Here is a 13,352-nt window from a genome sequence, read left to right on the forward strand (position 1 = left end):
CCGAAAGGAGCCGGTCAGATCAGGCCGGCATCCGCCAACTTTTGTTCGAGCGCCACCAGGTCGGGAATGCGCGCCTGAACGTCGCCCAGGTTCACGGCATCGAGTTCAAGCGGTTCCAGAGGAACGTCCGCACGCGCCAACTCTGCATCGATCTTGATTGAGCGCGGAATGCCCTGCACCAGTAGCGCGATGAACTTGACGTGGTCGCGCCCACCAATGGCGTTGAGCACGGCGACTCGTGCCCGCGCCCCCGTCTCCACCTGTCCGCCTGCAGCCGCCTCGAACGACAACAGCGGCAACCTCAGGTCACGCCACGGCACCTGGCCGAGAAACCAGGTCGGCATTCCCTCCACCGCCTGCGGTGCGCGATAGGCAATGAGTTCAGCCACAGCAACGTTGGGCAGCAGTAGCGTACGGTCGGCGAGAGGCACCAACAGGCCGGTCAGACTGGCCTGTGTGTCCTGAGTAGCAACGGATTGACTCATGGATTATCCACTTGCGAGACGGCAACCGGCTCGTAGGCCTGTTGCGCAAGATGATTGACAAGGGCTTGGGCGAGCTCCCGCGGATCGCCACTGAACGTGCTGTAGCCCCCTTCGCGAAGGCTGTCGGGCATGCTCGAACAGGCGCAGGTATCGGCTCGCTGGGTCCACACGCGAGCGCCTTGCCTCAAGACGTAGGCCGCGGCGGCGTTGCCGTCGCTGCCCATGCCGCTGAAGGCGATCACACCGCAGCGCTGGCCGAACTGCTGCGCCAGGTTGAGCATCATCTGGTCGATCGACGGGCTGTAGGGTTCCGGCCACGTCCGCCCTGTGAGCAGCATCGATCCGTCTTTGTCGAAGCCCATCTCCTGGGCGATGGGTGCGATCACGACCTCCCCACAGCGTATCCGGTCCCTGTCGCGGCTCTGCCCGACTTGCCATTGACTATGCCGGCCAACCGCCTGGGAAAGCGCCGCTTCGAAGCTCGCTTCGATGTGCTGGGCGTAGACGAAGCCGACTGGCAAGCCGGCGGGCAATACGTCAAGGAAGGCCTTTACCGCCTCTGGCCCCCCCAGTGACGCGGCGAGCAGCCAGACTTCCCGCGCCGGCTCGCCTGCCAACTCGCGAGCACGGACCAACGAGGCCGGCAATTCCAGGCAGCTCGGCTGCGACTCATCCCGACGCAGGACCTCCAGCCGTGGCCCGACCACACAGGAAGGATCGCCTACCAGCCGCTTGAGCTTGCCAAAGAGCCGCCGCTCCCACCGAGGGTAGTGTTCGGAGTGGCGCTCGGGCGCGCGCCCTTCGCCGAAAAGCACCGGGCAACTGTCGCGCTCGAGCAATGAATTGACCAACGGAGAATCTTCGGTCTGAGCGAGGTCGACCAGCCACAGGTCGGCCTCGACGGCTGCCAGGTCCTCTTCCTGCAACCGTTCAGGGTCATTGTTCAGAACCACCTGGTAGCCATTGGCGGTCAGGGCCTGCTGCAGCACGTGACGCTGCAGAGAGGTGTCGGCAATGACACCGATGCGTGCAGCCGAGGTCTCACTCATGGTGCTTGACCAAGCGCTGGATGGTCTCCAGCAGCAGCGATTCCTGGTATGGCTTGCCCAGATACTCATTGACGCCAATCGACATGGCCCTGTCCCTGTGCTTCTCGCCGGTACGCGAGGTGATCATGATGATCGGCAAATCCTTCAGACGCTCGTCGTGCCGCACGAGCGTGGCCACTTCGAAGCCGTCCATGCGCGGCATCTCGATATCGAGCAGCATGACGTCCGGCTTGCGTTCCTGCAGTTGCGTGATGGCATCGACACCATCCTTGGCGGTCAGAACGTTCATCCCGTTGCGCTCGAGCAGGCGGCTGGTCACCTTGCGTACCGTGACCGAATCGTCGACCACCATGACCAACGTCGGCCGGTCGATTTCCGCCTCGACCTCCTCGGCTGCGCCAAGCAGGTGCATCGGCTGGGCCTGGGTCAACAACTGCGCATGCAGGACGCGAATGGTCGCCAGCAGGTCAAGAATGACCACCACGCGACCGTCGCCGAGGATGGTGGCACCGGAAATGCCCGGCACGGTGGCGAACTGCGGGCCCAGGCTCTTCACCACGATTTCGCGTGAACCCGCCAGGCTGTCTACCTGCACGGCAACGCTATGCTCATTCGAGCGGACCAGGATGACCGGAAGAGGCAGGCTCTGCCCGACCAGCTTCGGCCGCTGACCGTTGTTCAGCAGCTCGCCGAGGTAGCGCAATTCATAGGTCTGCCCTGCATATTCGAACCGCGAAGCGCCTGGCTGGTAATAGGCTTCCAGCTCGTAAGGCGACACCCGTACGATGCCCTCGATGGTGTTCAGCGGAATCGCGTAGAGGTCTTCGCCGGAATAGACCATGAGTGCGCGGTTCACCGACACCGTGAATGGCAGGCGAATCAGGAAGCGAGTGCCCTGACCAAGCGTCGACTCGATGCTCATCGAACCACCGAGCTGCTTGACCTCCGAATGCACCACGTCCATGCCAACACCACGTCCGGAAATCTGCGTGACCTTCTCGGCAGTGGAGAAGCCCGCCTCCAGGATGAACTGCAGCACCTCATGGTCGGACAGCTCGCTGCCCGGCACCATCAATCCGCGCTCGACCGCCTTGCGGCGCACCGCCTCGAGGTTGATTCCGGCGCCGTCGTCGCTGAGCGTCAGCACGATGTCGCCGCCCTCGCGGGTCAGGTCCAGACGAATATTGCCCTGCTCCGGCTTGCCAGCGGCCAAACGCTTGGCAACCGGTTCTATTCCGTGATCGACGGCATTGCGCAACATGTGTTCGAGCGGCGCGACGATGCGCTCCAGCACGCTCCGGTCCATTTCGCCGGTGGCATTGCCGACGTGGAATTCGACCTGTTTGCCGAGCTCGCCAGCCACCTGACGCACGATACGGCGCAAACGCGGCACCAGTCGGTCGAAGGGCACCATGCGCGTACGCATGAGGCCTTCCTGCAGTTCCGTGTTGACCCGTGCCTGCTGAAGCAGGAGTGTCTCGGCATCACGGTTTCGCGCGGCCAGGGTTTCCTTGAGATCGAGCAGGTCAGATGCGGATTCGAAGAGCGCGCGTGACAACTGCTGCAACTGGGAATGACGGTCCATCTCCAGCGGATCGAAATCGTCGTAGCCGGCACGCTCGGCCTCGGCCTGGTAACGACTGAGAATCTGCGCCTGGGTTTCGGTGTCCAGACGGCGCAGCTGGTCTCGCACACGCTCGATGGTCGCTTCCATTTCGCCCAGCGTGAAGCCGACGTCGCTGACCTGCTGCTCGACCCGCCCCCGGAAGATCGAAGTCTCTCCTGCAAGGTTGACAAGCCCCTCGAGCAGGTCGGCCGGCACCTTGACCAGCTCCTGGGGTGCGCGGCGTGACGCCGCCTCTGCCGCGGCCTGCTCGGCCCGGCGTATGAACGGAAGGACCTTGGCCGGTGCCTGAGTGCTCGGCGCCTGGGTGCTGGCTGCGACAATCGGCGTCTGCAGCGAAATGACAGGGCTCGGCTCGGGTTGCGAACTCTCTTCGATCGCGACAGCCACCGGTTCGTCCGTATCGCTGTCCAGGCGAAGGCGCATCGCCTCGACATCCTTCAGGAGCGCATCGTAGCCACTCTGCGTATCGAGATAGAGACTCTCCGGCCAGGGCGCCCCGTGAAGCTGCGCTTCGCTAAGCCGTTGCTCGAGATCATGCGCCATATCACCCAGCGCGACCTGGCCAGCCAACCGAGCACCGCCCTTCAGGGTATGAAGGATCCGCATGATATCGGCCAGCGGGTCGCTGGCATCGGACGAGGCGTCCCAACGACTCAGCGCCGCCTCCATCTCTTCCAGCAGGTCATCAGCCTCTTCGATGAAGATGTCCAGAATCTCGGCCTCGGCCGCTGAATCGTGCCGAACCTCGTCGGCCGCCTTCAGCGCGACGCTGCTGGGCATGGCGAGCTGCTCGTCCGGGTTGGCCCGGAACCGTCGGATGGTGTCGATCAGGTCCAGTCCGGTCGGAAGCGAATGGTTCGAGCGCACCGCATCGAGCATGGTCGCGAGCCGATCGTGACAGCTTTGTAGCAGTGCGAAGAGGGTCGGACTGGCCCGGTAACTACCGGCGCACAGGCCTTCGTACAGATACTCGAGTTCATGGGCAAGATCGCCGATCTCACGGATATCAGCCATCCGCGCGCCGCCCTTGAGGGTATGCAGATCGCGCTGCAGGGCTTCGATCTCGAGGCTGTTGTCGACATTCTCCATCCAGCGCTGCAGCGAGTGCCCGGCGCGCTCGATGATGTCGAATCCCTCCTCGAGGAAAATTTCGACGAGCTCAGGATCTCGGTCGCTCCAGGAAGACGAGTCGCTCAGAGCTTCGGCAGGAGGTACATCGTCGCTATCGACGACCTCTGCAGCACTTGGAGAATCCGACTGCGGCGTTTCAGATTCCACGTCGGTATCGGCTTGCTGCTCGACACTTTCTTCCTCTGGAAGAACGTGCTCGACCGCATCCAGCGATGCCTCGTCCGTGTCGTTGTCGAACGCCGGTGCCGCATCATCCAACGCATCGGTAACAAGCCAGGTGTTCTCGTCGGAGAGACTGACTTCCGGCAACTCGGGCACCGCCTCGCCGGGCAGCGCTAGCGTTGCATCGAGCTCCTCGGCAAAGGGATCGTTCTCGCCGGGCTCAGGGTCCTCGGCCTCCTCGCCGTGTGCGGGCGTACCCTTTGCGTCATCGCTGCCGGTTGGCTCGTCGAAGCTCAGGGACCCGCCTTGGCGAAACGACTGAATGCTTGTGATCAACGCGGTAGCCGGGTTCATCGGGGCGTTCGCCTGCAACTGCTCGAGCTGCACGGCGAGTTGGTCGTGGCTGCGATGAAGCAGCGAGGCGAGCTCCGGCGAGTGCACGTAGCGCCCATCGGAAAGCCCTTCGTAAAGCGTTTCGAGTTCATGGGCGAGGTCGCCGATCGGACGGATCTCAGCCATCCTCGCGCCACCTTTGAGGGTATGCAGGTCACGCAGAAGCGCCGACAGCGCCAGCTGATTGCTCGGCTCTGCCAGCCATCGCTCCAGCGCGCCGCCCGCACTTTCCAGCAGGTCGACAGCTTCGTCGAGAAATATCTCGACCATTTCCTGGTCCTGCTCGTCGCGTACCGCCATGACGGCATCTTCCGACGGCACCGCCGCCAGCCAGGCTTCGGCTTCGGCTTCGGCTTCGGCTTCGGCTTCGGCTTCGGCTTCGGCTTCGGCTTCGAAAGTGTCCACAGGCATGGCTTCGATGTCGAGGCTCTGCTCGGTGCCGACACCTTGAGCATCCGGCGAAGGTATTGCCAGACCCAGAGCTGCAGGATCGACCGCCTCGGCCAGCAACGCTTCCAGGCGTGCCACAAGCTCGGGCTGGGCCGAGACCTGCAAACCCGCGGCAACCTGGTCCATCATGCCCACCAGCGCCTCGTGCCCCTCTTCGACGTCGTCGAAGAATCGACCGCTCACCGCCAGACGGCCTTCCTGGACGACCGCGTATAGGTCCAGCAAGACCCGGCAAATGGCATTGATCTGTGGCAGATCGGCCATCTGGGCGCCACGCCCCAAAGCAGTCAGCTCTTCAAGCAGTGCAGTCAGCTCCTGCCGCTCGGCCGGGTGCTCGCGCCAACTGTGCAGCAGGTCTTCGGCATCGAGCAGAATGTTCATGCCTTCGGAAAGGAACAACGCGATCATGCCCGGGTCGCGCGCTTCGCCCTGCTCGTTCTCACCCTTGGCATTGGCCTCGGCCAGACGCGACTGATGGAGCTCGTGAACGCGGGCGATAAAGGCGTCGGATCCCTCGATGGGCGCCAACGGATCCTGATCGAGATTGTCCAGGCCAAGCCGCAGAAGCTGCTCGGCCGAGTGCAGCAACTCGGCTTCGGCCAGGTCCATCGATATCAGATTGGCCTTGAACTCCTTGACCATCTTTTCCAGTGGCGTCGCGATTTCAGCGACCGGCAGTATGCCCGCCATGTGGGCGCTGCCTTTGAGCGTATGCAGCGCACGCTGCAGTGCGTCGGTGACCGGTTGCGGCAACCGCTGCGCGCAGTCGGCCAGGAAATCCACCAGCGTGGTCAGGTGAGATTCGGCCTCGTTGCGGAATATCTCGAGCAACTGCGGATCAAGGGCATCCGACAGCTCGGCGTCACTCGGTTGCTCGCCTGTCGTCTCGAGCGGCTTGCTTGGCTCGCCCTGAGGATCCGGGTCGAGCGGCTGTCCTTTCGCCAACGCATGGGCATCTGCCGCGAGGCGGTCGACATCATCGCGTTGACGCTGCGCCTTGGCCGCGAACTCTTCGACCAGCGCTGGCATCAGCGCCACGACGTCGCCGACGAGTTTCTTGACCGGAGCGCTCGCCTCGATGCTTCGATCGATCACCCGGTTCAGCAGATTTTCGACCGACCAGGCCAGCTCGCCGATGATCAGCGCACGCACCATCCGACCACTGCCCTTCAGGGTATGGAAGGCCCGCCGGACTTCCCCCAGTGAATCCTTGTCACTCGAATCAGCGATCCACTTGGGCAGGTATTCCCCGATGGTTTCGAGCACCTCGGCGGCTTCTTCGATGAAAACCTCAAGCAGGTCGTCGTCGACCGGGTCCTCGTCGGCTGGTGGTGGCAACAGGCTCGGCGGCACATCGCGCGCGGGCGGGTTGATCGCCACCACAGGGGCTGCCATCACGTCTTCGATGTTGAGCGCTGGCACCGGCCCGGCGGGCTGCTCCTGGCGCTCGGGCAGCTCGACCTCCGGCATGCCCAGTTCGATCATTTCCGCTTCGGTCCAGCCCGGGGCGTCAGCGCCCTGCGCCGGTAGATCGGCAGCCGAAGGCTCTGCCTCGAACAGCGGCTCGTCGTCCTGCTCCACAGCGGTCGGCTCGGATTCGATCAGCCATTCCGTTGGGTCTTCTTCGTCAGGTTCGGGCAGAGTGTCGAACGCGACCTGCTGCCCTTCGACCGACTGAGGCTCGATGGTCTCGAACGCTTGGTCAGGGTCGAACGCCTCGACCGCTTGCGGAGGGAGGATCTGCTCCCCCGGTTCTGGCTGCTGGCCATGGATATTCCCCTCCACCGGCTCGGCAGGAAGCACTTCGATTTCTTCCAGCGGATCCCCCAGGATGAGGGTGTCCGGCTCCTCGAGCAGCGGCTGGTCGAGCACCGATGCTTTATCGACAAGGGGGTAGCCAAGTGCCTGGAGACTTTCCTCAGCCACGTCCAGGATCAAATCACCCTGCGTGCCGCAATCTTCGCTCAGCCGCTCAAGGTAGTACTCGACGCTGGTGATCGCATCGGCGAGCGTGTCCAGGCTCTGCCAGTCGGGGATGGCCTGCAGTGCCAGCAACTGCTCTTGGATGTAGCGATTGCACGCATCGAGCAGTGCCGCGGCGCGCGTCAACGGGATCATCGCCAGTCCACCGCGGGACTGCGTCAGCAGGTCGGGCACTCGGGCCAGATGCTGATGATTCCATTGAGACGCGATGAATTCGATGATGGCGTCCTTCGCCTGCTCAAGACCCGTACGCGCCTCGCGGATGACAAGCTGATGAATCTGCGCGACATCGGTGGTCGGCAGGTGGCTGTCTTCACTGCGGTCATCATCCGTGCCGCCCACCATACCGGCGAGCGTGGCCTCGACATATAGCAACGCGCCGGCAACATCCATCAACGCCGCGTCGCTGGGCTCACGGGTTCCGCTGGTAAGGGACTCGATGACACCGATCTGGTCCAGGATGATCTTGCGTGGCTGTCCGAACCCCAGCACAGCCAGCGTATCGGCAATCTGCTTGAGCGGTGCCTGCATCGCCCCGAGTTCCGCCAGGCCGAGGCGGTCGCTGCGTACGAAGAGGTCGAGACTATCCTTGACCCGAACCAGCTCCTCGCAGAGTGCGGCCACGACCGAGCGCATCGCGCTGCGGTCGGGGCCGGCCAACTGAGCCCGCTCCTCGTCCACTACGCTGCTGTCGGGCAGCGCTTCGTCGAGGCTGTACTGAGCCTTGAGGGACTGGATACGTGGCGATTTCGCTGGCGCCTTGGCGACATAGAACAAGAGGTTCTTGACCAACTCATCCGGTGCCGGCTGGTTGATGCCACTGGCACCCTGCTCGACCAGCCGCTTGAGCTCCTTGTCTACCTGACGCAGCAGCGTCTTGATTGAGGTGCCGTTGGCCACGCCACCACTGGCGAGCCCCTCGACGACACCGGAGGCGATTTGCCAGAGGGCCTCGAGCGGAGCGTCCTTGCAGAGCATTTCCAGGCGAGCGAACACCCGCGCCATGTAACCGAGATTGGTCGGCAGGTCCTGGTTGCGGATGATTCCCACCAGCGCGACCTGAAGCATCTGCCGCAGCTTGCGCAGCAGGGCAGGCAGATCGGCGGTCTGCCGCTGCGCCAGAAACTCGCTAGACAGGGCTTCAGGCCGAACCGACATGTTCGGTGAGAACAGGCTCGTTTCGGAGAGTAGCTTTTCGCCGCGGGCCGCGCGCAGATCGTTGAGCAGCGGCAGTACGACCATCGGCAGGTCACGGCGTGCCGTCTGGATGCGATCCAGATATACCGGCATCTGCAGGATCGCCTGCATCAGCACTTCCAGGGCTTCGGTCTGGCTGGCAACCCGGCCTTCCATCAGCGCCCGCGCGAGCTGCTCCATCTCTTCGGCAAGCAGCGCGGCACCGAAGAATTCCACCATCTGCAAGGTGCCATGGACCTGATGGACATAGGTCAGGCAGAACTGCATCCGCGTCGAGTCCTGCGGGTTTTCGACGAACGCCTCCAGTGCTTGCCGCGCCTGTTTAAGCGTCTCGGCAATTTCGCCTTTCACCCACTCCAGGGCGACATAATCGTGCCGATCACCCATAGCGACTCCGCTCATAAACTTTTCCGGGTAAAGGCCAGAACCTGATTGTCAGCGACCGGCTCCAGGTCCGGATGCTGCCAGTCGACCACCTCGCCCACGCCGATCACCAGCAAGCCTCCTGGCGCCAGGCGCTCGGCCAGGCGGTTGAGGATTTCGCGGCGACGCCAGCGACGAAAATAGATCAGCAGGTTCTGACAAAAAATGACGTCCATGTTGGACATTGGCGCATCGGCCAGCTCCAGCACGTTGAGCCTGGCAAAGCACACGCGTGCCGCCAGGCTGGGTACCACTTGAAACCGATCAGCTTCCAGCGGCTGGAAATACTGCTCTCGCAACTCATCACCGACGTGTTCAAGGCGACGGCGGGCGTAAATGCCCTCACGGGAGCGCGCCAGTGCGCTCAGGCTGATATCGGTTCCGATTACACCAATCGGCACCTCACCAGCCCCCGTCAGGGCTTCGGCCGCCGTGATTGCCAACGAATAGGTCTCTTCGCCGCTGGAGCAACCCACACTCCACAATGACCAGGGACGCGCCGCCTCTCGCTGCTCACAACGCTCCCGGATGTAGGTCGACAAGAACGCAAACGATGGGGGATGCCGAAAGAATCGAGTCTCCTGCACAGTCAAGCGATCCATCAACGCGGACCACTCGACCGCACCGCGCGGGCCGGACACGACCTGCTGGTAGTAGCTGGCGTAATCGGTCGCACCAACTTCACGCATGCGGCTGCTGAGATTGACCTGCAGGAACGCGCGGCGCTGCTCCGAGACAACCAGCCCGGAACGCGCTTCGAGCAATGCCTGCCAGTCATGAAACTCTGCTGGCGACATATCGGCCAAGGGTCTCAGTGACCAGTCAACGCTTGGCTGCATGTCCCGCCCCTTACTCATGAACTTTCACGGCAGCTGCGGCCAACTGCCGTGCACTTCGTTCAGGCCTGGTCCTGCGTTTCGGGCAGGGTGAAACCGGACACCGACTGGCGCATCTCATTGGCCATCTTCGCCAGATTACCAATGCTCTTCGCCGTGGCGGTGGTACCAGAAGAGGTCTGTGAGGTGATTTCCTGAATCACGTTCATGGTGTTCGAGATGTGACCTGCCGAGGAGGCTTGCTGGCGCGCTGCGTTCGAAATGTTCTGAATGAGCGCTGCCAGACTCTTGGATACCTTTTCGATTTCCTCGAGTGCGACACCGGCGTCCTGTGCGAGGCGAGCGCCTCGAACCACTTCGGACGTGGTCTGTTCCATCGAAATTACCGCCTCGTTGGTGTCGGTCTGAATCGTCTTGACCAGCGCCTCGATCTGCTTGGTCGCCGCCGAGGAACGTTCTGCCAGGCGCTGAACTTCGTCCGCAACGACTGCGAAGCCGCGTCCCGCATCACCGGCCATCGAGGCCTGGATTGCGGCGTTGAGCGCGAGGATGTTGGTCTGGTCGGCAATATCGTTAATCAGGCTCACGATGTCACCGATCTCTTGCGACGACTCACCGAGACGCTTGATTCGCTTGGAGGTGTCCTGAATCTGCTCGCGAATATTGTCCATGCCGGTGATGGTGTTGTGCACCACCTCGTTACCCTTGTTGGCGATGGCTACCGAGCGTTCCGCTACCGCCGAGGATTCGGCGGCGTTGGCCGATACCTGGTCAATCGATACCGCCATCTCGTTGATCGCCGCCGATGCACCGGCGATCTCCTGGGCCTGATGCTCCGACGCTTCCGCCAGATGCATGGCGGTCGCCTGGGTTTCCTGGGCCGCGCCAGACACCTGTACGGCGGTCTGGTTGATGGTCTCAACGAGATCACGCAGTTGGTCGATGGAGTAGTTGATGGAGTCAGCGATCGCACCGGTGAAGTCTTCGGTAACGGTTGCGGCCACGGTGAGGTCACCGTCGGCAAGGTCGCCGATTTCGTCGAGCAGACGCAGAATCGCGGTCTGGTTACGCTCGTTCTTCTCGGCCGTTTCAGCCAGGCGGCGACGGGTCTCGACGACCATGACCAGACCGATCAGCAGAATCGAGGCAAGCGCCAACACAGCCAGCACATAGCCCGCCAGGGTGTAGACGTAACGGGCATCGGCGAGACCCTGCAGCCCTAAGGTCAGAGCGGAGGTCTTGTCGAGCAGGGTTTGCGAGACCTCGAAGATGTTGTTGGAGGATTCGCGTACCTGGAACAGTTCAGGGGAGGTTTCGAGAATTTCGTCTACCGAACCGGAAACGAACTGGAAGAGTTCGGAAATCTCGGCCAGGCGATCCAGCGCTTCGGCATCGCCCACCCGGGTGATACCCATGGCCTCGTTGCCCTCGAGCATGGCGGTCAATACACGACCGAACAGACTGGCGTCACGTCCGAACATGTCGGCCGCTTGAACCGAGTCCTGATCACCGGAAAGAACCTTGTTCACGGAACCGAGGATACGCTCGGCCAGCAGCGACTGCCGCTGGGCAACCGATACCTGGGCAGCGGGCGCGCCACTTTCCAGGAGAATGTCCACAACCTCTTCGTACTCAACCTGCAGCTGCGGAATGGTTTCAGCGAGCGTGGTCGCTACCTGGTGCAGGGACAGGACGGTCTGCTCGCTGGCAAGGATCGCATCGGTGTTCTGACGCAGGGTATCCCAGTCCTGCTGGACCGCCGCCAGTTCCGCCTGCAATGCATCCGGAACGGCTGGCAATCCGATCTGCTCATCACCCTGGGACAGATAACCCCAGCGCTGGCTGAAGTCGTTGCGCGCGTCTTTCAAGGACTCGAACGCCTCGGCAGTACCGGAAGCCGCCTCCACGGCGTTCTTCGCGATGCGCTGAGACAGAACTCGCAGCTCACCGGCGTGTCCAAGGTATTCGTTGTCGTAATCAGCTTGGGTATTGATATAGGCGAAGTTGGCGAACAACAGCACCATCGACACGATCAGAAGACCAAACAGACCGGCGATCAAGGTATTGCTACGTACCCCTGCCAGCAATGCATTCGCGTTGAATTTTTTCATTGTTCCGGCCCCCGCCTGGACCCCCACCGTTTGTTCCTTCCAACAACTAAAAGGCCGGCATCTGCCGACCCGCCTATATTCAGTACGCCACGTCCAGGAAAGCCTGATGCGCGGCCAGCGCGTGCGGGCTGAAGACCAGCCAGGGCTGCTCGCGCTGAAAAACACCGTGAATGAACGGCTGTATCGACGCCTCAACCGGCGGCAACTGCTCCGAGAACGCATCTACCGGAAAGTGCTGCATGCCGAATACCTCGTCGACCGTGAGCCCGGCGAATACTTCCTGATGCTCGACGACCAGCACCCGCCGCTGTTTGCGCAACGGAGAGAGTTCCATTCCGAAATAGCCGCACAGATCCATGATCGGCAGCAGGCGACCACGAACGTTCGCTACGCCCTTGACCCACCCTTTCACACCCGGAAGCAAGGTATACCGGGGCTCATGGAGAATTTCGCCAACCTCGCCCATGGGCGCCACGAACAAGCGACCACCCATTCGGAACCCAATCCCCGCCCAGGTCTGGATAGCCTCTTGCTGCGAAGGCAGGCCAGCCGCCAGAGCGCGACAACGCGCGTCGATTTCGAGAAGACGCTGAAACGGTGATGGCGCATCAGACATGCTGACCAGGTCCCTTTGTCCGATTGACAGAGCCGCCGGGATCAACCGGCGAGTACGGCGTTAAGGGTCTTCAGCAGTGTGGCTTCGTCGACCGGCTTGGTCAGGTAATCCTTGGCACCCTGCCGCTTGCCCCAGACCTTATCGGTTTCCTGATCCTTGGTGGTCACAATGATCACCGGGATGTGACTTGTTTCCGCATCTTTGGTCAGCTGGCGAGTGGCCTGAAAGCCATTGAGGCCGGGCATAACGATATCCATGAGCACGGCATCCGGCTTCTCCTGGCGAGCCAGCGCGACGCCATCGGCACCGTTCTCGGCTTTCAGAACGACATGGCCATGCTTTTCCAGCATGGCCGTCAGCTTGTACATCTCGGTCGGCGAGTCATCAACAATCAGAACGCGAGCCATGATTTCTCCGTAAGAAAGGCTTCAGCGGCACACAGGCCGAACTTCAGGATACTTGCTCCAATGGTGCGAAATCAGGGACATGCGCCTTGATTGCACCGAGCAACTCTTCTTTGCTGAAGGGCTTGGTGAGGTACTGATCAGACCCCACGATCCGCCCCTTGGCCTTGTCGAACAGGCCATCCTTGGACGACAGCATGATCACCGGTGTCGATTTGAAAGAACTGTTGTTCTTGATCAAAGCACAGGTCTGATAGCCGTCGAGCCGGGGCATCATGATATCGACGAAAATTATGCGCGGGTGCGTATCTGCGATCTTGGCGAGCGCATCGAAGCCATCCACCGCTGTGATCACGTCACAACCTACTTTCTTCAGCAGCGTTTCGGCCGTGCGACGAATCGTTTTAGAGTCGTCGATCACCATGACCTTCAAGCCCTCGGAGTGCTGTTCCATTTCGCCCTACCATCGCCTCGGTGAGTCGTAG

The 13,352-nt window shown here is 62.0% G+C and carries 8 protein-coding genes; all 8 read right to left on the bottom strand.

The genetic code is table 11. The features are described from left to right. Positions 1-14: 14 nt before the first annotated feature. Positions 15-485 carry a chemotaxis protein CheW gene (locus MST27_RS01270; RefSeq protein ID WP_243604193.1) on the bottom strand — a complete coding sequence of 157 codons (471 nt, stop codon included), beginning with the start codon at positions 483-485 and terminating at the stop codon, positions 15-17. Continuing rightward, positions 482-1,534, bottom strand: a complete 1,053-nt coding sequence (locus tag MST27_RS01275; protein ID WP_243604194.1) for a chemotaxis protein CheB — start codon at positions 1,532-1,534, stop codon at positions 482-484. The genes MST27_RS01270 and MST27_RS01275 overlap by 4 nt, the downstream gene beginning before the upstream one ends. Next, positions 1,527-8,864, bottom strand: a complete 7,338-nt coding sequence (locus MST27_RS01280) for an Hpt domain-containing protein (protein WP_243604525.1) — start codon at positions 8,862-8,864, stop codon at positions 1,527-1,529. The genes MST27_RS01275 and MST27_RS01280 overlap by 8 nt, the downstream gene beginning before the upstream one ends. A gap of 11 nt (positions 8,865-8,875) precedes the next feature. Next, positions 8,876-9,739: a protein-glutamate O-methyltransferase gene (locus tag MST27_RS01285; protein WP_243604195.1), complete on the bottom strand. Its 864-nt coding sequence runs from the start codon at positions 9,737-9,739 to the stop codon at positions 8,876-8,878. 59 nt (positions 9,740-9,798) lie between these two features. Continuing rightward, entirely contained in the window at positions 9,799-11,847 is a 2,049-nt protein-coding gene (locus MST27_RS01290; RefSeq protein WP_243604196.1) for a methyl-accepting chemotaxis protein, read from the bottom strand. A gap of 79 nt (positions 11,848-11,926) precedes the next feature. Further along, complete coding sequence (locus tag MST27_RS01295) at positions 11,927-12,463, bottom strand: chemotaxis protein CheW (protein WP_243604197.1); 537 nt, start codon at positions 12,461-12,463, stop codon at positions 11,927-11,929. A 41-nt stretch (positions 12,464-12,504) separates the two neighbouring features. Beyond that, a complete protein-coding gene (gene pilH / locus MST27_RS01300; RefSeq protein WP_021206021.1) occupies positions 12,505-12,870 on the bottom strand; it encodes a twitching motility response regulator PilH in 366 nt (121 codons plus the stop codon). A gap of 43 nt (positions 12,871-12,913) precedes the next feature. Beyond that, positions 12,914-13,321, bottom strand: a complete 408-nt coding sequence (gene pilG / locus MST27_RS01305) for a twitching motility response regulator PilG (protein WP_243604198.1) — start codon at positions 13,319-13,321, stop codon at positions 12,914-12,916. Positions 13,322-13,352: the final 31 nt, after the last annotated feature.

It is taken from the genome of Stutzerimonas marianensis (genome assembly GCF_022810315.1).
Classification (GTDB): Bacteria; Pseudomonadota; Gammaproteobacteria; order Pseudomonadales; family Pseudomonadaceae; genus Stutzerimonas; species Stutzerimonas marianensis.

Excerpts from the sequence above, each read along its gene's own strand:
- MST27_RS01270 (WP_243604193.1), bottom strand. The coding sequence starts at position 485 with ATGAGTCAATCCGTTGCTACTCAGGACACACAGGCCAGTCTGACCGGC.
- MST27_RS01275 (WP_243604194.1), bottom strand. The coding sequence starts at position 1,534 with ATGAGTGAGACCTCGGCTGCACGCATCGGTGTCATTGCCGACACCTCT.
- MST27_RS01280 (WP_243604525.1), bottom strand. The coding sequence starts at position 8,864 with ATGGGTGATCGGCACGATTATGTCGCCCTGGAGTGGGTGAAAGGCGAA.
- MST27_RS01285 (WP_243604195.1), bottom strand. The coding sequence starts at position 9,739 with ATGCAGCCAAGCGTTGACTGGTCACTGAGACCCTTGGCCGATATGTCG.
- MST27_RS01290 (WP_243604196.1), bottom strand. The coding sequence starts at position 11,847 with ATGAAAAAATTCAACGCGAATGCATTGCTGGCAGGGGTACGTAGCAAT.
- MST27_RS01295 (WP_243604197.1), bottom strand. The coding sequence starts at position 12,463 with ATGTCTGATGCGCCATCACCGTTTCAGCGTCTTCTCGAAATCGACGCG.
- pilH (WP_021206021.1), bottom strand. The coding sequence starts at position 12,870 with ATGGCTCGCGTTCTGATTGTTGATGACTCGCCGACCGAGATGTACAAG.
- pilG (WP_243604198.1), bottom strand. The coding sequence starts at position 13,321 with ATGGAACAGCACTCCGAGGGCTTGAAGGTCATGGTGATCGACGACTCT.